Here is a 22,207-nt window from a genome sequence, read left to right on the forward strand (position 1 = left end):
CACTCTCCCCCCCCCCCCCGCTCGCCCTCGCTGGGTCCCGGGCCCCCCCCCCCCCCGGGGGGGGGGGGGGGGGGGCCCCCCCCCCCCGGGGGGGGGGGCCCCCCCCCGCCACCGTGATACGGGCCGGGGCCTGCTCAGTCCTCGCCGAGGTCGGGGCGGCCGTTCTCGTCGAGCTCGACGTCCTCCTTCGGGTCGTGCTCGTCGCCGGGCGTGGACACGGTGGCGCGGTGCTGTCCGGGGGCCAGGGTGCGGCAGGCGGCGTGGGCCGTGCCGTAGGCGGCGACCAGGGCGACAGAGGCCACGGCGAGGGCCGCTGCGGTGCGCGAGGTGAGGTTCATGCCCTGGAAACCCTCGCGCGTACGGCACGGTCACCGCTCTGCGTCCGAACGGGCGTGCCGTATCACGCAGTTGGCCGGTTCGCGGGCGGCGCCGCCGTGCTCGCGCGTGGCACCAGCCGGGTCGACAGCTCGGTACGGGTGCCCTCCGGGCGCTCGCCGTGCATCATCCGCACCAGCAGCCGGAGCCCGGTCGCGGCCATCTCTCCGAGCGGCTGGCGTACGGTGGTCAGGCCCGGCGCGACCCAGCGGGCCTCGGGCAGGTCGTCGAAGCCCACGACGCTCAGGTCGTCCGGTACCCTCAACTCCCGTTCCGCGAGCGCCGCGTACACCCCGAGGGCCATCCGGTCCGAGCACACGAACACCGCGGTCGGCGGCTCGGGCAGGTCCAGCAGGTCGTGGGTGCGCAGCCGGGCGGCGGCCTCGTCGAAACCGGCGTACCGCACGTACTCGGCGCGGTGGCGCACCCCGGCCGAGGCGAGCGCGGAGCGGTACCCGGCCACCCGGGCGTTGCCGGCCATCGTGCGCCGGTGCCCGGCGATCACCGCGATCCGCCGGTGGCCGAGGCCCAGCAGATGCTCGGTCGCGCTCACCCCGCCCTGCCAGTTGGCCGCGCCGACCGACACGACGCCGGCCGGCGGCTCGTGTGCGGGGTCGATCAGTACGTAGGGGATGTGGTGGTGGTCCAGCCACGCGTACTGCGACGGGGACAGCTCCGCCAGGTTGAACAGCACCCCCGAGGAACCGCGCGCGGTCAGCTTGTCCAGCCAGCCGCGCTCGGGCCGGCCGTCCCGGGCCCGGTTCGGGCCGGCCGAGACCACCACCTCCAGGCCCGCCTCGTGCGCCGCCGCCTCGACCCCGTGCAGCACCGCGCCCGTCCAGGAGCTCTCCAGCGAGTGCACCACCAGGTCGACCAGGTCCGGCGCCTTCGCCGCGTCGAAGCGGGGCCGGCGTACATAGCCGAGCCGGTCCAGTGCCTCGGTGACCCGGCGGCGGGTCTCCGGCGCCACGTCCTCGCGGCCGTTGACCACCTTCGACGCGGTGGGCACCGACACCCCCGCCTCGCGTGCCACCACCGCCAGCGTCGGGCCGGCCGTCACGCTCGCACTCTCCGCACGGACCACAGGAAACCGCCTCTCCGGCCCGCCTTTGGGCCTCGAAAGTTGCGACAACGCTGCTTCCGCGGCCGGCTGGCGGACCACGCAGAAAGCGCTTCCTACGATAGGTGCGGGTCAACACGGCGTGAAGACATGGGAATTCGCTGGATGGCGCCGGTCGGAGCTTTCGAAACTCCGAACAGCTCGGATCGGCGGAGGTGAGGTCAGTCCGGGGCGCAGTCGAGCCGGAAGCCGGTGAAGTCCGCCGTGAAGGAGGCGCCGACGAGGTCCACCGCGTGGATCGCGGCCATCGCGCCGGTGAAGCGCAGCCGGGAACCGTGGTCGTCGGAGAGCCGGGTGAAGTCCAGCGCCGGACCGACGGAGCGGCGGGTGCCGTGGTGTGCGTACCAGAACCGGGCCGCACCGCGCTCGACGCCGACCCCCAGGGTGAGCGGGCCGCTCGCGTCGACGTCCATCACCGTCACTCGGCGCGTCTCGTCCTCGTCCCGCACCGTCAGCGCGAGCACGCTCCGCCCGCCCCCCTGCCACTGCTGCCCGCACTGCTCCTCACCCTCGGGCTCCGCCCAGGTCAGGTCCAGGGCGAAATAGGCCGCGGTGTTGTACCAGAGCAGCAGCCCCGCCGCCTGCGTGAACGTCGACGGCCGCGCCTCGACGCTCACCCGCGCCTCGGCCCGGTGCTCGGTGATCCGCCGCGCGAGCAGACTCTGCGCCCACAACGAGTCGGGGCCGTGCCGGCCCCGCAGCCGGATCCAGCCGGGCCGGCTGGTCAGATCGATCCAGGACGGATCGACGGGCGACCGCAACGTGTACCAGGAGGGCTCCGACCGACCGGGCGCGAGGGAGTCTCGGAAGAGGGCCGGTCGACCGGGCGTCAACATGGCCCCGGTGGTGGCCGACTCGGGCTCCGGACCGTTCCCGGTGGGCTGTGGCCACGCGGTGGTGGTCTTCGACTCCGGGTCCTCCCCGGCGGGCTCCGGCCGACCGGGGGCGAGGGGATCTCCGGCGGGCCGGGGCCGGCCCGGGGGTAGCACGCCTGCGGTGGTGGCCGACTTCGGCTCCGGGCCGCCCCCGGCGGACTTCGGCGGGCCCGGCGCCAGGGCGTCCGCGGTGGTGGACTCCGGGTCCGGGCCGTCCCCGGAAGACTTCGACCCGCCCGGCGCCATGACGCCCCCGGAGGGCGCCGATCTGCCCGGCGTCGGGGTGTCGCCGGGGGTGGCCCGTTCCGGCTCTTGGTCGTCTGTGGGGTCGGGTTGGCTCGGTGTGGGGGTGTTTCCGGTGGGCGTCGAGTTGTCCGGTGTGGAGGTGTCGCCGGGGGTGGCCGGTTTCGGGTCTCGGCCGTCCCTGGAAGGTCCTGGTCGGCCCGGCGCGAGAGGGTTCCCGGAGTGAGCCGGGTCCCGCTCCCGGCCGTCTCCCGAGGGTTCCGGTCGGCCTGGCGCCGGGGCCGGCTCGAAGTCGGCCGGTTCCGGTTCACCGGCGTCCTGGCCGTCGCCCCCTCGTGGTACGGCCACTCTGATCGCCGGTCGGCAGTCGCCGTGCCGTAGTCGGGGCCAGTCGTTCTCGTCCCAGGTCACTGCCTGGATCGCGGTCTCGCGGCCGAGGGGGCAGCGGGGGCCGGTCGGAGTGGGGAGGGGGCGCGCGGTGAGGTGGCCCAGATACCACTCGTCATCCGGGGTGTGCACCAACTCCGCGTGGCCCGCCTTCTGCAGGGGCCAGGACGGGTCGTCCCGGGAGGTCAGGAGCGGGCGTGCGTCCAGCTCGTAGGGGCCGGTCAGGTGGCGGGAGCGGGCCACGCGTACGCCGTGCTCGAAGCCCGTGCCGCCCTCGGCCAGCAGCAGGACGTACCAGCCGTTCCGTTTCAGGAGTTTCGGGCCCTCGATCAGGCGGTCGTGCTGGAGCAGGAGGCGGGTGCCGCCGACGGGGGTGAGTGTCGACGGGTTCAGTTCGGTGGCGACGATGCCGCAGAAGCGCCGGCCGCCGGGGCGGTGGTCGTTCTGGAGGTTGAGGAGCCACAGCCGGCCCTCCTCGTGGAACAGGGCCGGGTCGAAGCCGTGGCTCGGGACGCGGCGCGGGGCCGTCCACGGGCCGGCGACGTCGGGGGCCGTACAGACGTGGACGTCCAGGTCGAAGTACGGCGTGCCGACCGAGCGCACCACCGCGTACGTCACCCAGAACCGCGTGCCGTCCCAGCTCAGCGAGGGCGCCCAGATCCCGCCCGAGTCCGGCACCCCGGCCAGCGAGCCGCCCGGGGCCGCGCCCTCGACATGGCCGGCGTACTCCCAGCGGGCCAGGTCGCGGGAGCGGTGGATGGGGATCGTCGGGAACCACTCGAAGGAGCTGGTCGCCAGGTAGTACCAGTCCCCGGCGCGGACCAGGGAGGGATCCGGGGCGAAGCCGCGGATCACCGGGTTCACCAACTCGGCCACGGGGCCGCTCACTTGAGGGCGCCCAGTGTCACCCCGCTGCGCCAGTAGCGACGCATCGCGACCATCATGACCGCCATCGGGACGATGGAGAGCAGCGCACCGGTCAGCACGAGCCCCGTCAGGTCGACACCGGACTCCATGCGGGTGCCGGACCAGTTGTACAGGCCGAGGTTGAGGGTCCAGTTCTCCTTGCCGCGCAACACGGTCAGCGGGAGAAAGAACGCGTTCCACGTGTTGACGAAGGCCAGCAGGAAGACCGTCGCGCCGCCCGTCGTCATCATCCGCAGCACGATGCTGAAGAAGATGCGCAGCTCCCCGGCGCCGTCGAGGCGGGCCGCCTCCAGCAGCTCGTACGGGATCGTGGCCTCGGTGTACACCTTGGCCAGATACACGCTGAACGGGTTGATCAGGCAGGGGATCAGCATGGCCCAGGGCGTGTCCACCAGGCCGATCGAGGAGAACAGCAGATACAGCGGGAGCGTCAGCAGCGCGATCGGGATCAGGAACGAGCCCACCACGCACGCGAAGATCACGTTACGGCCCGGGAAGTCGAAGCGGGCCAGACCGTAGCCCGCGGCGAGCGCGACCAGGGTGCCGCCGAGGGAGCCGACACCGGCGTACAGCAGCGAGTTGGCCGTCCAGCGCAGGAAGATGCCGTCCTGGTAGGTGAACACCTGGTGCAGGTTGTCCCACAGGTGCCAGCCGGAGAACCACAGGCCGTTGCTCTGGTACAGCGCCGTACGGTCCTTGGTCGCGCTGACCAGCAGCCACCACACCGGGAAGAGGCTGTAGGCACTGGCCAGGGTCAGCCCGACGAGCAGGAAGCGCTGGCCACCCCGCCCGCGGGAGGCGGCGTCCGGGCGGGACAGGCGCCGGACGCCACGGGCGGGGGGCCGCTCGGTGGGGGCTTCGGTGACCGCCATCAGTCGGCCTCCTTCGAGGTGAACCGGTAGAAGAGGAAGGAGGCCACGCCCAGGATCAGGGCGAGCAGCACCGACAGGGCCGCGGCGTAGTGGTAGTTGCCGGAGTTGAACGCCTGGTTGTAGATGATCATGATCGGGGTGAAGCTGTCGCTGACCGTCTGCGGGGTGACGTTCCGGAACAGCGCGGGCTCGTTGAAGATCTGCAGCATCTGGATGACCGACAGCAGCCCGGTCAGGACCAGCGCCCCGCGCACGTACGGCACCTTGATGCTGCGGGCGATCCGGATCTCCGAGGCGCCGTCCAGCCGGGCCGCCTCGAACAGCTCGCGGGGCACGCCCTGCAGCGCCGAGTAGATGATCACCATGTTGTAGCCGATGCCGTGCCAGGTCAGCAGGTTGCCGATGGACGGCCACACCATCGACGGCGCGAAGAAGTTCCAGTGGAAGCCGAAGACCGTGCCGAGCGGGGTCAGCGGGCCGACGTCCGGGCTGTAGAGGTTGACCCACATGATCGCCGCGACCACGCCCGGGATCATGTACGGCACCAGCAGCAGGATCCGGAACCGGCCCGCCACCCGCGAGGTGAGCGCGTCCAGGCACAGCGCCAGCACCAGGCTGACGAACAGCATCACCGGGATCTGCACACAGGCGAACAGCACCACCCGCAGGATGGAGTTCAGGAACGCCGAGTCGGTCAGACCCTGGGTGTAGTTGTGGAGGCCGGCGAACTCGGTGGTCGAGCCGCCGAGTCCGAGCCCGGACTGGTGCTCGCGGTACAGCGACTCGTGGACGGCGTAGCCGATCGGGAGCAGATAGAGGAAGACGAAGCCGAGCTGGAAGGGCACCGTGAACGCGGCGCCCTTCCAGCGCAGGGAGCGAATCATCGTGAGGTCCCTCAGCCCTTGACGCTGATGCCGCGGGACTTCAGGTCGTTCACCGTCCACTGCTGCATGTGCGCGAGCAGGTCGGTGACCTTCTCCTGCTTGGCGACCACCTTCGCCCAGCCGGCCTGCATCTCGGTGAACATCGCGGTCCAGTCCGGGCCGAAGGCCCAGTCGGTGGTGACGGTGCCCAGGCTGTCGGTGACCACCTTCTGCGCCGGCGCGTCATTCGTGCCGAGCAGTTTCTGCGAGACCGACTCGGCGACGTACGCGTTGCTGTCCTTCAGCGCGGGCATCACACCGTTGCCGGTCTCCGGGCTCGCCATCGTCTTGACCGCGCCGGCGTCGGTCGACATCCACAGGGCCGCCTCGGCCGCCTGCTGCTGGTTGTCACACCCCTTGGTCACCAGGGTCACGCTGCCGGTCAGATTGGTGCCGGCCGGCGTCTTGGGCGCCTCGCCCTGGTACGTCGGCCAGGGGGCCAGCGCCCACTTGCCGAAGGACTTGGTGAAGTTCTGCACCATGCCGGACATCTGCCAGGTGGAGATCTGCCGGGTGGCGGTGCCGCCGTTGTCGTAGTTCCGCTGCACGGCCGCGTAGTCGGCGAAGGACAGCTTGGAGTTCAGGTCGTTGTCGACGATGTCCTGGATCACCTTCGCGGCCTTCAGGGTTCCCGGGTCCTGGAAGTCCACCTTCCAGGAATTGCCGTCGATCGCGTACCAGTGCGCCCCGGCCTGCATGGCCAGCACCTCCAGGGTGCTCGGGTCCTCGCCGGCGTAGTTGGTGATCCTGATGCCGTGCTTCTTCAGTTCCTTGCCGGCGGCGATGAAGTCGTCCCAGGTGGCGGGGGGCTTCAGGCCGTACTTCTGGAAGATGTCGGTGCGGTAGATCGTGAAGTTCGGCGCGGAGCTGGTGGGGACGCCGTACATCCTGCCCTGCACCTGTGCGCTCGCCCAGGAGCCCGGGTTGAACTTGTCCTGGTCGGCCCTGACGTACTGCGTGATGTCGGCGAGCGCGCCCTGCGACACCCAACTGGTCACGTACTCGGCGGTGTTCTGCACCAGGCAGGGCGCGTTGCCCGCCTTCACCGCGTTGGTCAGCTGCTTCTGCATGGTCAACTGGTCGGTGATCTTGGTGTACTTCAGCTTGACGTCCTTGTGGGAGGCGTTGAACGCCTTCACGACGGCCTCCTGGCCGTTCGCCCAGCCCCAGTAGTCGAGGGTGACGGGGCCGGACGACTTCGAGGCGCCGTCGCCCGAGCCGGATCCGCCGCAGGCGGCGAGCAGACCGGTGAGCGCGATTCCCGCGACGGCGGCGGTGGCGAACCTTCTCCGGGGGCTGGTGAAGTTCATCTGACCGTGATCCTTCGGAATGTGGGCGTTCTCGGCAGTGCGCGGAACGCGAGGACGGCGGATCGGTGGTGAGGACCGGAAAATCGGCGCGGCCGGAAACCGTCGGCTCGCGGTAGCGGCGGCTCGGCCAAGCGGAAGCTGTAGTAAGCGGTTGCTGGGACGGTAGGCGACCGGTTCGCCCATAGCAAGAGGGGTGGGGCGATTTGTTACGGCGACGCGTCCGGCGGGTTGCTTCCGATGTGGCCCCGGAACGTGCCCGCGGCGCCCTTGATTTGGGCAGGTCAGGGCCTTGTCGGGGGCGCTCGCTCAGGAGTGGTGAGGTGGCCCGACAGCGGCCGAAGGGGTCGTCAAACTGCGGGAAACCGTTTACGTAACGCTCTCGGGAAACTGCTGAGTGAGTTACCCGCGCGGCACGGGCAGCCGTACGGAGTTGCGTACGACGACATGGGTGCCCAGCACCAGGTGCTCGCCGTCGGCGCCCTTGCGGCGGCCCCCTCCGCCCTCGCGCCGGTCGGCCACCGCGCGCAGCGCCACCCGGCCCATCTCCTCGTACGGCACGTGCACGGTGGTCAGTTGGGGCGTCAGCTGGGAGGCGAGCGGGATGTCGTCGTACCCCACGATGGAAACGTCCTCCGGCACCCGCAGCCCGGCCGCGCGCAGCGCCTGCATGGCGCCCGCGGCCACCACGTCGGTCCCGGCGAGCACCGCGGTGAAGTCCGGCGTCTCGTGCAGGGCGATCTCGACCGCGTCGTAGCCGTGCCCGTAGTCGTACGGGCCGTGGCGGACCAGTCCCGTGTCGAACGGCACGCCGTACGCCTCGAAGGCCCGCCGTGCGCCCCTCAACCGGCCCTGGGCCGTGGTGAGTTCCGCGGGACCCGGCAGCACCAGGACGCGCCGGTGGCCGGCCGACAGCAGGTGGCTGGCCATGGCGTAGGCGCCGCCCTCGTTGTCGTAGTCGACCGTCGTGGCCGGTACGTCGCCCTCCAGGGGCGGCCTGCCCACGAGGACGAGATGGGAGCCGGCCGCGTCCAGGGAGCGGGCGAAGCGGGCCATGCGCAGCTGGTACTCGTCGTAGTCGTACGCACCGCCCAGCAGCACCACGGCGGCCACGCCCTGCTGTCGCATGAGGTTGACCAGCGTCAGCTCCCGCTCGGGGTCGTCGCCGGTCGTGCCGACCAGCGACAGCCAGCCGCGCAGGGTGGCGGCGCCCTCGACTCCCTTGGCGACGTGGGCGAACGCGGCGCCGGTGATGTTGTTGATGAGGATCGCCACCGTGGGCGTGCCGCCACCGGCCAGCGAGCGGGCGTGGGCGTTGGTGACGTAGTCCAGGTCACGGACCACCTTCATCACCCGCCGGCGCAGCTCGTCCGAGACCGGGTAGTTGCCCGACAGCACCCGCGAGACGCTCGCCACGGAGACACCGGCGTGCTCCGCGACATCACGGATGGTCGCCCGGCCGGCCTCACCGGACGCCTTGCGCTGACTCACCGCTGCGGCTCCTTCGACGTCGTGGCGCGTTTCCCACCTGCCCGGGTCCCGCCCGCGCCGGTGCGGAAACCGTATCCCATGGTCGCTCCGGGCCGACGGGCCTGTGGACAACGGTCCGCCGGGCCCATCGGGCGAGCCGGGCTCGTCAGAGGATCCGGGCTCGTCCGGCGGGCCGACCCCCTCGGATGACCCGGAACCCTCAAGCGATCCGGCCCCCACAGGCGACCGGAGGCCCTCAGATGACCCGAGCCCCTCGAGCGAGCGGGGCTCATCAGAGGACACGGGCTCATCAGATGACCGCAGCCCGTCAAACGACCCGGGCCTGTCAGGCGAGAAGTGCCCCTCAGGGCCCCGGTGCCTCTCAGATGCCCCGAGCCCCTCACGCCGCCAGGGCCCCTCAGGCCACCAGAGCCCCTCAGGCGACGAGGGCCCTTCAGTCGAGCCGGGCTCATCACGCGACCCTGGCCAGATCCGCGTGCCGTACCTCGTGCAGCGGCGGCAGTCCCGCGGCCAGCCGCTCCAGCTCCTCCACGACGATCGCGCCGAGTCGCTCCAGCTCGTTGCCGAGCGAGCCCGCGATGTGCGGGGTGAGGAAGACGTTGGGCAGCCGGTACAGCGGCGATTCGGCGGGCAGCGGCTCGGGTTCGGTGACATCGAGGACAGCGCGCAGCCGGCCCGAGACCAACTCGTCGGTCAGCGCCTCGTGGTCGACCAGCGCACCGCGCGCGGTGTTGATCAGCACGCCGCCGTCCCGCAGGAGGGCAAGCCGTTCGCGGTCGAGCATGTGGTGGGTCTCGGGGATGTCGGGGGCGTGCAGGCTGACGATGTCGCTGTGACGCAACAGGTCCTCCAGCGGCAGCAGTTCGGCCCCGAGGGCGGCCGCCTCGGCGGGGCCGACGTACGGGTCGTGCAGCAGGACGGTGAGGTCGAACGGCCGCAGCAGCTCCAGGAGCCGGCGGCCCACGCGCGAGGCGCCGATCACCCCGACCCGGCGGCCGAGGTTGCCGGTGGCCGCGGTCTCCGCGGGGGCCGGGTAGGCGTGGCCGCGCCGGTAGCCCTCGCGGTGCTCGAAGGCGTCCTTGCCGACGAGCAGGATCATCGCGAGCGTGTACTCCGCCACCGGCACGGCGTTGCCGGTGACCGCGCTGGACACGGTGATCCCGTGGGTCCACAGGGCCTCGCCGACCAGTGAGCGGACCGAGCCCGCGGCATGCAGGACGGTCCGCAGCTTCGGGGCGGCGGCCAGGACGCCGGCATCGAGGTGCGGGCAGCCCCAGCCGGTGATCAGTACGTCGGCCGAGGCCAGGGCGCCGGCTGCCGTCGGATCGGTGAAGTCCCGTACAACGAGCGCCGGTTCGATGTCGGCCGCGCGCGTCAGCCGGGTCATGAGCGGCGGAGGGAAGAGCAACGGGAGGTGCACCGGATCCATCGCGAACACGGCTCGCGGCGGCTGGGGGCTGGGGGGCATGGCTCTCCTGACGAACGGCTGTAGAAACGTTTTCAGAAAGCGCCTTCTACCGTATGTCTGTCGGGAACGACGGGTCAATCGGTAGAGGCATGAGCTGGACCAGGGCGGCCGAGAACCGACTCCCGAACGGGTGCGGCGGCTGTCCTGATCACGGTCGATGTCGAAATCGGTTACCGGATTTTCCGCGGCCGAATCGGTCCGTTCGGCGGGTTCGGGCGACTCGGGGCGGCTCGGACAAGCAGGGCGGCTCGGGGGCGGCCGAGGCGCGGGCCGGTGTGCCCGGCGTACGGCTCAGCCGGCCGTTCCGCCTCGCGGACCGGGGGTCAGGCCGGCGGCCAGCGGGGCGACGGGCGCGTCCGGGGCGCAGGTCAGCCGGCCGTCGCGCACTTCGAGAGGTGCGGCGCGGACGACCGAGCGGCGGCCGGAGGGATCGTCCCCGTCCGCCGTGAAGTACCACAGCACCGCGGCCGACTCGCCCTGCTCGAGGACCATGGCGTGGTGACCCTCGGGCCCCTCGGCCAGCAGCTGGTACGGCTCCCGCGTCCAGGCGGCCAGGTCGGCGGAACGGTAGCAGTCTGATGCAACAACCGGTTGCCAAGATCAACCGCAGCGTACGGGTCGTTCCACCGTTCGCCCATCCCTCTCACGGTTTTCGAAAGTTCGTCATGCCTCTTGACGAGCGATGTCTTCAGGAAGAAGCTCCCAGCACCGCCCATAGAAACCGGTTGCCGAAATTTCGCACACACCTGTGTCCGTCACCCCGCAGACCCAGGCGTGTGTTCGTCACCTCAGTGAAGAGAGTGGGTAGTTCATGCACACCCAGGCCGGGGCTCGCATGAGCCGCCGCCGTTTCCTCACCCTGCCGGCGGGCGGTGCCGCAGTCGGTGCCGCCGCGCTGAGCGGCTGCGCCCTGCAGGTGGCCGGGGCGGCGACCGGCGGCGGCGAGAGCATCACGATGATGGTCGAGCTCGACGACGTCCCAACGGAGTTGATCCAGCAGGCTCAGAAGGAACTCGGCATCAGGATCACCGTGGTGAAGAACGACATCACCCGGCTGATCGCGATGCTCACCAGCGGCAACCCGCCGGACCTGGTGCGCGGCGTGGGCGCGCTCGACACGCCGTACTTCGCCGCCCGGGGCGTGGCCGAGAACCTCGACCCGTACTTCGCCAGGTCCAGCGTCCTCAAGATCGACGCCTCGTCGTGATCACCGGCCTCATGCTCGGCCCCTTCGGCTGGCTGATCATCACCGGCCTGAAGACCACACCCGAACTGGCGGCCTCGCCGGTGCACTGGCTGCCCGACAAGATCCAGTGGCACAACTTCGCCGACGCGTTCACCCAGATCGACTTCCTCGGCTACGCCCGCAACTCGCTCATCATCGCGCTGATCTACGCCACTCTGGTCACCCTGGAGTTCCGCCTGGGTCGGCTTCGGGTTCGCCCGCCTGAACGTCCCCGGCAAGAAGACCCTTTTCGGTGTGCTGCTCGGCTCGATGATGCTGCCGCAGATGATCACACTCTTCCCGACGTACCTCATCCTGGCGAAGCTCGGCATGGTCGACACCTACTGGCCGTGGGTGCTGTGGGGGCTGGCGGCCGCTCCGTACCTGGTCTTCCTGTTCCGGCAGTTCTTCGCCGGGATGCCCCGGGAGCTGGAGGAGGCCGCGATCGTCGACGGCTGCGGTTACCCCCGGATCTTCTGGCAGATCTTCCTGCCGCAGTCCTGGCCGGTGCTGGCCGCGAGCTTCGTCATCGCCTTCACCGGGAGCTGGGGCGACTTCATTGCCCCCGTGCTGCTGCTGTCCAGCGACCGCACCACGCTCTCCGTCGCCCTCATGACCTCGTACGTCACGCCGGGCGGACTGCCCGTGAACAACCTCCCGGCCGCCGGGTCGGTGATCTACGTCGTCCCGATCCTGCTCATCTTCCTCGCGGCCCAGCGCGGCTTCGTCGCCGGGATGTCCACCACCGGCCTCAAGTAACGCCCCTCACCGACCTGTTCCATCGCAAGGAGTCGCACATGCACACGCCCCTGTCACGCCGTACCGCCCTCCAGGCGGCCGGCGCCACCGTCCTCGCCGCCGGGCTGTCCGGTGGTCTGACGGCCACCTCGGCCCACGCGGACGACGACAACTCCGCGCCCAAGCTGGTCACTTACCCTCGTCCGGCCACCATGCCGACCAACACCAGCTTCAAGGTACGGGTGCGCACCGCCCCCGACGGCGACTGGCAGACCCTCGACATCTATCGGCCCCAGCTGGAGGAGATCAACCCCACGACCGCCTCCGGCAAGGTCTACAACACGTCGATGGTGTACTTCGACTTCCAGGGCTCGGTGGAGATCGAGGTGACGTACCTCAAGGGCGGCACCACCAAGGCCCGGGTGAGACCCGACTCGCTCGGCATCAAGCCCGAACTCGGGGGCGACACCCTGGTGTTCGCCCTCGACGAGCCGCGTGACGTCGTCGTCCAGATCAACGACGAGATCTTCGACTGCCTGCACATCATCACGAACCACGTCGACCACAACCCGCCCTCCGCCGACGACCCGGACGTCATCTACTTCGGCCCCGGAGTGCACACCGTCACCGGCAACGTCCTCACCGTCCCCAGCGGCAAGACCGTGTACCTCGCGGGCGGCGCCGTCCTGCAGGCGCAGGTGTTCTTCAAGAACGTGGAGGAGGCCGCCCTCACCGGCCGCGGCATGCTCAACGCGGGCCCCGGCGGCATCCTCTGCGAGGGCAGCAAGAACATTCGCGTCGAGGACGTCATCATCATGAACCCGAACGGCTACGCGGGCACGTTCGGCATGAGCGAGAACGTCCACGTCAAGAAGGCGCGTGCGTTCAGCTCGAAGGGCAATGGAGACGGTTTCGACGTCTTCTCCTCGACCGGGATCGTCTTCGACGGCTGTTTCATGCGCAACTCCGACGACTGCTTCGCCATCTACTGCCACCGCTGGGACTACTACGGCGACACCCGCGACATCACGATCCAGAACTGCACCCTGTGGGCGGACGTCGCCCACCCGATCAACGTGGGCACACACGGCAACACCGACAACCCCGAGACGCTCGAGAACCTGGTCATCAAGAACATCGACGTCCTCGACCACCGCGAGCCCCAGATGAACTACCAGGGCTGCATCGCGCTCAACCCCGGCGACTCCAACCTCATCAAGAACGTCCACATGGAGGACGTCCGCGTCGAGGACTTCCGCTGGGGCCAGGTCATCTACATGAAGGTGATGTTCAACCCGAAGTACAACACCTCGGTCGGCCGTGGCATCCAGGACGTCTACGTCAAGAACCTCACCTACACGGGAACCCACGCCAACCCGTCGCTCTTCCTCGGCTACGACGCCGACCACGCCATCGACAACGTCACCTTCGAGAACCTGGTGATCAACGGTGTGGTCGTCGCCGACTCCATGAAGAAGCCGAAGTGGTACTACACCACCGACGAAATCCAGTGGTACTACAACGAGCACGTGACGAACCTGACGTTCCTCACCACCGCCGAGGCAGAGGCGGCGGCCCAGTCATGATCACCCCCGCACCGAGCCGCCGGAACTTCCTCGGCGGCACGGCGGCCCTGCTGCTGGCGTCGGGTATGAGCGGTCTGCTCGTGCCCGGCACGGCCCGGGCCGCCGGCGCAGAAACCGTTACCAGAGCCTGCACCCACCCAGGCCTCCTCCACACCGCCGCCGACCTCGCCCGTATGAAGGCCGCGGTCACCGCCAAGCAGTCTCCGGTCTACGACGGTTACCTCGCGCTCGCCGCCCACGCCCGCTCGCAGTCGACGTACACCGTCCAGAACACAGGGCAGATCACCACCTGGGGCCGTGGCCCCACCAACTTCCAGAACCAGGCCGTCGCCGACTCCGCCGCCGCCTACCAGCTCGCCCTGATGTGGTGCGCGACCGGCGACACCGCCTACGCCGACAAGGCCCGCGACATCCTGAACGCCTGGTCGGCATCCCTCACGAAGGTCACCGGAGCCGACGGGCCGCTCGGCGCCGGCCTCCAGGCCTTCAAGTTCGCCAACGCCGCCGAACTGCTGCGCCACACCGGCTACGACGGCTGGGCCGCCGCCGACATCACCCGCTGCGAGGAGTCCTTCCTCGGCGTCTGGTATCCGGCCGTTTCCGGCTACATGCTCTACGCCAACGGCAACTGGGACCTGACGGCCATTCAAACCATCCTCGCCATCGGAGTGTTCTGCGAGCAACGCACCCTCGTCGAGGACGCGTTCAGGTTCGCGGCCGCCGGTGCCGGCAACGGCAGCGTCCCGCACCGCGTCGTCACCGACGCCGGCCAGGGCCAGGAGTCCGGCCGCGACCAGGGCCACGAACAGCTCGCCGTCGGCCTCATGGGAGACATCGCCCAGGTCGCCTGGAACCAGGGCGTCGACCTGTGGGGCCACGACGGCCACCGCATCCTCGCCAACGCCGAGTACGCCGCCCGCTACAACCTCGGTGGCGACGTCCCCTTCACCTCCTACCTCGACCGCACCGGCAAGTACCTCAAGACCGCCGTCTCCGCCGTCTCCCGCGGCAACCTTCCGCCGATCTACGAGATGTACTACGCCCACTACGCCGGCGTCCGCGGCCTCGACACCCCGTACACCAAGGCCGCCGTCTTCCGCGGCACCGGGGGAGCCCGCGTCGTCGAGGGGAGCAACGACGACCTGCCCAGCTGGGGCACCTTCACCTACGCCGGCACCACGGCACCCCCGGCGGCCGCACCCACGGCCCCGGCGGGCCTCACGGCGACCGGAGACGGTACCTCCGTCACCCTGGCCTGGCTGCCGTCCGCGGGCGCCGACTCGTACACCGTCCTGCGCGCCACCACCCCGCACGGCCCCTACGAGCAGCTCGCCACCGGCATCACCGAACCGGCGTACGCCGACCGTCACGCACACGGCAGCCGCACGTACTACTACACCCTCACGGCCACCAACTCCCAGGGAACGAGTGATACTTCGGCCTGGTCGGCCGCAGCCGCCCGGCTCCCCGAACCCTGGGCCACACAGGACCTCGGGGACGTGAAGATCCCCGGCTCCGCCGGCTACGACGGTGAACGCTTCGTCCTGGAGGCGTCCGGCAGCGCCGACACCTACCGCCTCGCCCACCTCCCGCTGTCCGGCGACGGCACCGTCACCGCACGGATCGTCTGGCCGCTCAGCTCCCAGTACTCCAAGATCGGCGTCACCCTCCGCGCCTCCCCCGACCCGGACGCCGCCCACGCCGCCATGCTGGTCCAGGGCCTGCCCCTGGCGACCTGGAGCGGCGTGTGGACCGTACGCCCGAAGACGGGAGCCGACCTCTCGGCCACCGGCAGCACCCCCGTACCGCCCTCCCAGCAGGCCGCGATCACGGCGGGCGCCGCCTTCCCGCTCTCCGACCTCGGTGCGCTGCCCGAGTCGGCCACCCCGCTCGAGGCGCCGTACGTCGAGGGCGCGGGCGACGGCTACCGGCTGCGCGCGCCCTACTGGGTGCGGGTGACCCGCCGGGGCGACACGGCCACCGGTGCGATCTCACCGGACGGCATCCGGTGGACCGAGGTGGGGTCGACGGTGTGCGATCTGCCGCACACCGTGTACGCCGGTCTCGTCCTCACCTCCTGCCTCGGCGTCGACGCGGACTACGCCGCGACCGGCACCGGCGCCTTCGACAACGTCAGCGTCGTCTCCCGCACCGGCGACACGATCTGGTCCGTGCCCCGCCCCGCCCGTGCCGCCACCGACCTGCGGGCCACCACCGGCGCCGACGCGATCGAACTCGCGTGGACCGACCCGGACCCCTCCGCCCGCTACACGGTCCTGCGCACCACCGACCCCGACGGCCCGCACCGCACCCTCGCCACCGGCATCGCCCCGGTCGGCACCGGCACCCGCATCCGGTACACCGACGCCACCGGCACACCCGGCACGACGTATTACTACGCCGTAGCGAAGACCAACACCGGAGGCCGGGGCCCGCTGTCATCGCTCGCCTCCGCGGCCATGCCGACCCCGGCCGTCCCCCAACTCACGTCTCCGGCAGCGGCCTTCGCGAACCAGGGGATGCCCTTCCAGCACCTCCTGCGGGCCTCCCACGACCCCGTACGGTTCGCGGCGGACGGTCTGCCCGACGGCCTCCGTGCCGACCCGCGCACCGGCCTGATCTCCGGAACACCCACCGGGACAGGCGAGTTCACCGTCACCACCACCGCCGGCAACGCGGCCGGTGACACGAGCGGCACCCTGACCCTCACGATCGGCACCCCACCGCCCGCCCCCTGGACATACGGCGACCTCGGCGACGTCATCCTCGACGACCGCGCCTACGGCACCCTCGGTGTCGTCGCCGTCCAGATCCCCGGCGGCACCGCCTACGCGGACGGGACCTTCGTGGTGCGCGGCGCCGGAACCGACCTCACCGTCAACAACCAGGCAATGACAGGCCAGTTCGTACGACAGCCCGTCACCGGCGACTGCGAGGTGACCGCCCGGCTGGTCTCCCGCAACGGCCCGAGCGGCGACCGGGTCGGCCTGCTCATGGCCAAGTCCCCGTCACCGTTCGACCAGGCGGCCGGCGCCATCGTCACCGCCGGCACCCGCGCCCAGCTCATGCTGCGCCCGGCCGTCGCCGGAAAGTCCGCCTTCACCGGCAGCACGGCGGTCACCGCCCCCTGCCTGCTGCGGCTGAAGCGCACCGGCACCACCTTCACCGCCTACGTCTCCACCGACGACGGCACCACCTGGACCCCCCTCGCCGCGGGCGACATCCCCGGCTTCGGTGACGCCCCCTACCACGTGGGCCTCGTGGTCTGCTCCCGCGACCCCCTGGCCCGCAGCACCACCGAGTTCGACGAGGTGACCATCACGTCCCTGGAGTGACACAGCACCCGATTGGAGCCGCACGCCATGAGCCGCACATCCCCCCACCGGCAACAGTCCGAAGAACAAAGTGAGTTGAGCCGCCGCGGTCTGCTGAGGACCGCCGGCGGTCTCACCGCCGCCCTCGCCCTCGGCACCGCCGCGACCACCACCACGGCCGACGCCGCCCCGGCGACCTTCACCCACCCCGGCATGCTGCACAACGCCGGCGACATCAACCGCGCCAAGGTCAGGGTCGCCGCGGGAACGGACCCCTGGCTGTCCGGCTGGAACCGGCTGACCGCCAACTCCCACGCGCAGTCCACCTGGACACCCAACCCGCAGTCCATCGTCTACCGGGGTTCGGGATACCCCGAGAACTACGGCATCCTCTACAACGACATCGCCGCCGCCTACCAGAACGCCCTGCGCTGGCAGGTCGCCGGCACCGCCGCCAACGGCGACTGCGCCGTGAACATCCTCAACGCCTGGGCGGGCACGCTCACGTCCATCCAGGGCAACGCCGACCGGTTCCTCGCCGCCGGTATCTACGGCTGGCAGTTCGCCAACGCCGCCGAACTCATGCGTGGCTACGCCGGGTTCGACCTCGCCGCGTTCCAGCAGATGATGCGGGACGTCTTCTACCCGCTCAACAACCAGTTCCTCACCGGCCACAACGACGCCTGCATCACCAACTACTGGGCCAACTGGGATCTGTGCAACATGGCCTCGGTCCTGGCCATCGGCATCCTCGACGACGACGGCGCGAAGTACGACCAGGCCGTCACCTACTTCACGTCCGGCGCCGGAAACGGCTCCATCGAGCACGCGGTGCCGTACCTGTACACCGACTCCGACGGCTACGCCCTCGGCCAGTGGCAGGAGTCCGGCCGCGACCAGGGACACACCATCATGGGCATGGGCCAGATGGGCGCGATCTGCGAGATGGCCTGGAACCAGGGCGACGACCTCTATTCGTACGACAACCGCCGCTTCATGAAGGCCGCCCAGTACGTCGCGAAGTACAACATCGGCCAGGACGTCCCCTACACCACCTACTCCTGGGGCAGCGGCCAGAACTGCGCCCAGCAGTCACAGACCGTCATCGGCTCCGGCTCCCGCGGCCAGATCCGCCCGGTCTGGGCCATGCTCCACTTCCACTACAACCGCCGCCTGTACCTCGACGACACGTACATCTCGGCCATGTACGACAACCTCGTCGCCCCGGAAGGCGGTGGCGGCGACTACGGCTCCACCAGCGGCGGCTACGACCAACTCGGCTTCGGCACCCTGATGTACGCCAAGTGACCGTGCCGTCATCCGCCGTACCCGACTAGCCCGAACGGCCCTCCCGCGCGCCCGTGCACCGGAATACCGGACGCTCCTGTGGTGCTCTGTATGTGCACGGTGCACGAGTGCGCGGCGCACGGCCGGCGAAGGTGCGGCGAAGGGCTGGTGGGCGATGACGGCAGACCAGGCGAACCCCGAGGTCGGGCCCGAGGTCAGGACGCCGTACGGGGCCGTGCGCGGCCGGTACGAGCAGGGCGTGGCGGTGTTCCGGGGCATTCCGTACGCCGCCCCGCCCTTCGGCCCCCGCCGGTTCCGCCCGCCCGAGCCACCCGAATCCTGGGACGGGGTGCGCGACGCCGGCGCCTTCGGCCCCACCGCGCCGAAACCCCCGTACTCCGAGGCTTTCGCCCAGTACCTGTCCGACCCGGACATCCCCGGCGACGACTGCCTCAACCTCAACGTATGGACCCCGCACCCCGACCCCGGCGCCCGACTCCCCGTCCTCGTCTGGCTCCACGGCGGCGCCCTGACCAGGGGATCCTCCGCCGTACCCGTCTACGACGGCGCCGCCTTCGCCCGGGACGGCGTCGTCTGCGTCTCGGTCAACTACCGTCTCGGCATCGAGGGCTACGGACTGTTCCCCGACGCACCGCCCAACCCCGGCCTGCGCGACCAGCTCGCCGCCCTGCGCTGGGTGCACGACGCGATCGGCGCCTTCGGCGGCGACCCCGACCAGGTCACCCTGGGCGGTCAGTCGGCCGGTGCCATCAGTGCCGGCGCCCTGCTCGCCGCACCCCGGACCCGGGGCCTGGTCCGGCGGGCGGTCCTGCAGAGCGGCCCGCCCGAGGCGTCCGACCGCGAGAAGGTACGGCGGATGGTGCGCCGCATGGCCAACCGGCTGAAGATCCCCGCCACCGCCGAGGCCTTCGCCGCCGTCGACCGCGACCTGCTGCTGCGCACCCAGGCCGACGTCGGCCGGCTCAGCAGCCCGGTCCTCGGCGGACCCGCCTTCGGCGTCGTCGTCGACGGCGACCTCGTGCCCCGCGACCCGCTCCGGGCCCTGATCGACGGCGAGGCCGCCCAGGGCGTCGAGCTGCTGATGGGCTGGACCCGCGACGAGTACCGGCTCTGGCTGGTACCCGGCGGCCTGCTGGAACACATCGACCGGCTCGGCCCCGTCGCCCTCGCCGGCGCCATGGCCCGCTGCCACACCGGCCACGAGGTGCCCCGCGGCTACCGCGCCCTGCACCCCGACGCCGGCGCCGCCGAGATCGTCGGCCAGATGGTCACCGACCATCTGCTCCGCGTCCCCCTGCACCGCCTCGCCGACGCCCGCCCCGGCACCTCCCACCTCTACGAGTTCGCCTGGCCCTCCCGCCTCCCCGCCCTCGGCGCCTGCCACGCCCTGGAACTGGGCTTCGTCTTCGGCACCGGCGACGCGCCCGAATCGAAGAAACTCGCGGGAGAGGGCGCCCCGCGGGAGCTGTGCGAGGCGATGCACACGGCCTGGGTACGCTTCGCGACGACCGGGAACCCCGGCTGGCAGGCCTGGGACGCCTCCCATCCGGTGCGGATCTTCGGCGACGGTGGACCGTATACCGCATATGGTCCACGGGATGCGGAAATCGACCTCTGGTCGACCGCCCCGACCGTCCCCGAACCCGCCGCCGCGGACATCCGGGCCCCGGGAGCGGAGTGGGCGGCGGCGGTACGGCGGTTGCGGCGCTCGGTGGGGGCGGCCAGGCGGCGCTGACCGCATACGGTCACCGTCGTCGGCACACTGCCGTCAGTCGCCGATCGCCGCCACCGACCCCCGTACCACCACATGCGTGCCCAGCAGCAGATGCGCGCCCTTGGCGTCCGTGGAGTCCGCGGCGTGGCCCAGGGCGGTGCGTACGGCGAGCCGGCCCAGTTCCTCGTAGGGGACGTGCACGGTGGTCAGCGCCGGATGCAGGTCGCGGGCGAACGGTATGTCGTCGTACCCGGCCAGCGACACGTCCCCCGGCACGTCCAGCCCGGCCTCGTGCAACGCGGTCAGGGCACCCGCCGCGACCATGTCGGTCGCGGCCACCACGGCCGTGAAGTCGAGGCCCCGTTCGAGGGCCTGGCGCATCAGCCGGTGTCCGGAGTCACGGGTGAAGTCGCCGTGCAGCAGCAGGTCCGGGTCGGGTTCCAGGCCGCGGGCGCGGTGCGCGCCCAGGTAACCGCGTTCGCGGCCCTGCGCCGTGGTGTGGTCCGGTTCGCCGCCGAGGAACAGCACCCGCCGGTGGCCCTGGGCGAGGACGTGCGCGACCAGCGCGTAGGCCCCGCCCTCGTTGTCGTACTCGATCACCGTCACCGGCGCGCCCGGACCGAGCGGTGGCCGACCGCACAGCACCAGCCGCGAACCGGCCGAGGCCAGCGAGTCGGCGATGCGGCGCGTGCGCTCCCGGTACTCGGGCGTGTCGGCCGAACCGCCGACCAGGATCACCGCCGCCGCCCGCTGGGCGCGCATCGTCTCGATGAAGTCCAGTTCCTGCCGCAGGTCCCCGTCCGTGCTGCACACCAGGCACAGGTGCCCGAGCCGCGCGGCCTCGCGCTCCACGCCCCGCGCCATGTGCGCGAACGACGGCCCGGTGATGTCCTCGAGGACGAACGCCAGGGTCGGCGTGCCGACCCCGGCGACGGCCTTCGCGCGGGCGTCGGCCACGTAGTCCATCTCGCGCACGGCCCGCATCACCCGGTTCCGGGTCGCCGCGCTCACCGGGTACTCCCCGCCCAGCACCCGGGACACGGTCGACGCGGACACCCCGGCCCGCGCGGCGACATCCCGGATCGTGCTGCGTCCGGCGGTCTCGCTCTTCCTGGTCATCCCCAGCCCCTCCGCACCGTCGGGAACTGCGGCAACATGGGCAGCAACCGGTTCCCATGCGCGAGGCTAGCGGCCGGAAGGAGCGCGGACCAGTGCCGGTACAGGGATCGCCGGGCGGCGAACTCAGACCGCCGGGCCGCCCAACGCCTGCCGGACCGACGCGATCGCCTCCGGACCCACCCGGCAGCACCCCCCGATGAGCCGCGCGCCCGCGTCCCGCCACGTCTTGACCTGCTCGGTGCCGAACCGCGACTGCCCCGTCCAGGCCCGGGCATCGGCGTCCCAGGCCTCCCCGCTGTTGGGGTAGACCACGACCGGCTTGCCGGTGACGCGGGCCGCGATCTCCACCGCGCGCTCGACATCCTGCGGAACGCAGCAGTTCACGCCCACCGCGATCACCTCGTCCACGTCGGCGGCCAGGGCGAAGGCCTCCTCCAGGGGCTGCCCGGCACGCGTGTGCATACCGTCGACCGTGTACGTAAGCCACGCCGGTACCCCCAGCCCGCGGACCGCCCGGAGCAGCGCGGCGGCCTCGTCGGCGTCCGGAACCGTCTCCAGTGCGAGGGCGTCCGGCCCGGCGGCGGCCAGCACCTCCATGCGCGGCCGGTGGAAACGTTCCAGCTCGTCCACGCTCAGCCCGTACCGGCCCCGGTACTCGGAGCCGTCCGCGAGCATCGCCCCGTACGGCCCGACCGAGGCCGCCACCCACAGTGGCCGCCCGACGCCCGCGTTCCCGGCCCGGCGGGCCGCCGTACGGGCCAGGTCGACGCTCAGCGCGAGGAGCCGCGCCGCTTCGTCGTGGCCGATGCCGCGCCGGGCGAAGCCCTCGAAGGTGGCCTGGTAGCTGGCGGTGATGGCGACGTCCGCGCCGGCCAGGAAGTAGGCGAGATGGGCCTCGGTGATCGCTTCCGGCTGCTCCGCCAGCAGCCGCGCCGACCACAGCTCGTCGCTCAGGTCGTGCCCGGCCGACTCCAGTTGGTTGGACATGCCGCCGTCGAGTACGACCGTCCCGGCGGCGAGGGCGTCGGCGAGGCTGGGGGAGATGCTGCTGTTCATGTCACGACGCTAGTCGAAGCGGAGTCGGGTCGGGCCACGGCGTCCAGCAGATGAACATCCCCGGCGCTCCGCCCGACCTGCGAAAACCCTGTACGCACCGCGTGTTGTGTCCAGTTCGTGAACAGATCGCCCAGCATATGGACCACGGGGTTACGATCA

Annotated in this window: 16 protein-coding genes and 1 pseudogene; 6 read left to right on the forward strand and 11 right to left on the reverse strand. The window is 71.1% G+C overall.

The window, feature by feature from the left end:
- Window positions 1–134: 134 nt before the first annotated feature.
- From ACH47Z_RS43010 to ACH47Z_RS43050, 9 genes are all read right to left on the reverse strand, one after another.
- Window positions 135–338 carry a hypothetical protein gene (locus tag ACH47Z_RS43010; protein ID WP_399084713.1) on the reverse strand — a complete coding sequence of 68 codons (204 nt, stop codon included), beginning with the start codon at window positions 336–338 and terminating at the stop codon, window positions 135–137.
- Window positions 339–400: 62 nt separating this feature from the next.
- Window positions 401–1,459, reverse strand: coding sequence for a LacI family DNA-binding transcriptional regulator (locus ACH47Z_RS43015; RefSeq protein ID WP_399084715.1), 1,059 nt, complete (start codon window positions 1,457–1,459; stop codon window positions 401–403).
- Between the two features lie 197 nt (window positions 1,460–1,656).
- Entirely contained in the window at window positions 1,657–3,876 is a 2,220-nt protein-coding gene (locus tag ACH47Z_RS43020) for a family 43 glycosylhydrolase (RefSeq protein WP_399084718.1), read from the reverse strand.
- A gap of 8 nt (window positions 3,877–3,884) precedes the next feature.
- Window positions 3,885–4,799 carry a carbohydrate ABC transporter permease gene (locus ACH47Z_RS43025; RefSeq protein ID WP_399084721.1) on the reverse strand — a complete coding sequence of 305 codons (915 nt, stop codon included), beginning with the start codon at window positions 4,797–4,799 and terminating at the stop codon, window positions 3,885–3,887.
- The gene (locus tag ACH47Z_RS43030) at window positions 4,799–5,683 is read right to left on the reverse strand and encodes a carbohydrate ABC transporter permease (protein ID WP_399084724.1); all 885 of its coding nucleotides are present in this window, start codon (window positions 5,681–5,683) and stop codon (window positions 4,799–4,801) included. Before ACH47Z_RS43030 ends, ACH47Z_RS43025 begins: the two co-directional genes overlap by 1 nt.
- Before the next feature lie 11 nt (window positions 5,684–5,694).
- Entirely contained in the window at window positions 5,695–7,032 is a 1,338-nt protein-coding gene (locus ACH47Z_RS43035) for an ABC transporter substrate-binding protein (RefSeq protein WP_399084727.1), read from the reverse strand.
- A gap of 399 nt (window positions 7,033–7,431) precedes the next feature.
- On the reverse strand, window positions 7,432–8,520 hold the full coding sequence (locus tag ACH47Z_RS43040; RefSeq protein ID WP_399084730.1) for a LacI family DNA-binding transcriptional regulator: 1,089 nt from the start codon (window positions 8,518–8,520) through the stop codon (window positions 7,432–7,434).
- Between the two features lie 451 nt (window positions 8,521–8,971).
- Window positions 8,972–9,988, reverse strand: a complete 1,017-nt coding sequence (locus ACH47Z_RS43045; RefSeq protein ID WP_399084733.1) for a hydroxyacid dehydrogenase — start codon at window positions 9,986–9,988, stop codon at window positions 8,972–8,974.
- A gap of 291 nt (window positions 9,989–10,279) precedes the next feature.
- Window positions 10,280–10,480: a hypothetical protein gene (locus tag ACH47Z_RS43050; RefSeq protein ID WP_399084736.1), complete on the reverse strand. Its 201-nt coding sequence runs from the start codon at window positions 10,478–10,480 to the stop codon at window positions 10,280–10,282.
- Between the two features lie 343 nt (window positions 10,481–10,823).
- On the opposite strand from ACH47Z_RS43050, the gene ACH47Z_RS43055 reads away from it, so the two are divergent.
- From ACH47Z_RS43055 to ACH47Z_RS43080, 6 genes and pseudogenes are all read left to right on the forward strand, one after another.
- Window positions 10,824–11,195 carry a hypothetical protein gene (locus ACH47Z_RS43055; RefSeq protein ID WP_399084739.1) on the forward strand — a complete coding sequence of 124 codons (372 nt, stop codon included), beginning with the start codon at window positions 10,824–10,826 and terminating at the stop codon, window positions 11,193–11,195.
- Between the two features lie 11 nt (window positions 11,196–11,206).
- Window positions 11,207–11,972: pseudogene (locus ACH47Z_RS43060) on the forward strand (carbohydrate ABC transporter permease).
- A gap of 38 nt (window positions 11,973–12,010) precedes the next feature.
- Window positions 12,011–13,537, forward strand: coding sequence for a glycosyl hydrolase family 28 protein (locus tag ACH47Z_RS43065; RefSeq protein WP_399084742.1), 1,527 nt, complete (start codon window positions 12,011–12,013; stop codon window positions 13,535–13,537).
- Entirely contained in the window at window positions 13,534–16,872 is a 3,339-nt protein-coding gene (locus ACH47Z_RS43070) for an alginate lyase family protein (protein ID WP_399084745.1), read from the forward strand. Before ACH47Z_RS43065 ends, ACH47Z_RS43070 begins: the two co-directional genes overlap by 4 nt.
- 27 nt (window positions 16,873–16,899) lie before the next feature.
- Window positions 16,900–18,159: an alginate lyase family protein gene (locus ACH47Z_RS43075; RefSeq protein ID WP_399084748.1), complete on the forward strand. Its 1,260-nt coding sequence runs from the start codon at window positions 16,900–16,902 to the stop codon at window positions 18,157–18,159.
- Window positions 18,160–18,313: 154 nt separating this feature from the next.
- A complete protein-coding gene (locus tag ACH47Z_RS43080; protein WP_399084751.1) occupies window positions 18,314–19,894 on the forward strand; it encodes a carboxylesterase/lipase family protein in 1,581 nt (526 codons plus the stop codon).
- 33 nt (window positions 19,895–19,927) lie between these two features.
- On the opposite strand, the gene ACH47Z_RS43085 is transcribed toward ACH47Z_RS43080, so the two are convergent.
- Window positions 19,928–20,992 carry a LacI family DNA-binding transcriptional regulator gene (locus tag ACH47Z_RS43085; protein WP_399084754.1) on the reverse strand — a complete coding sequence of 355 codons (1,065 nt, stop codon included), beginning with the start codon at window positions 20,990–20,992 and terminating at the stop codon, window positions 19,928–19,930.
- A 123-nt stretch (window positions 20,993–21,115) separates the two neighbouring features.
- The gene (mmuM, locus tag ACH47Z_RS43090) at window positions 21,116–22,048 is read right to left on the reverse strand and encodes a homocysteine S-methyltransferase (RefSeq protein WP_399084757.1); all 933 of its coding nucleotides are present in this window, start codon (window positions 22,046–22,048) and stop codon (window positions 21,116–21,118) included.
- Between the last annotated feature and the right edge of the window lie 159 nt (window positions 22,049–22,207).

The sequence above is a fragment of the Streptomyces sp. NPDC020192 genome (genome assembly GCF_044388685.1).
Classification (GTDB): Bacteria; Actinomycetota; Actinomycetes; order Streptomycetales; family Streptomycetaceae; genus Streptomyces.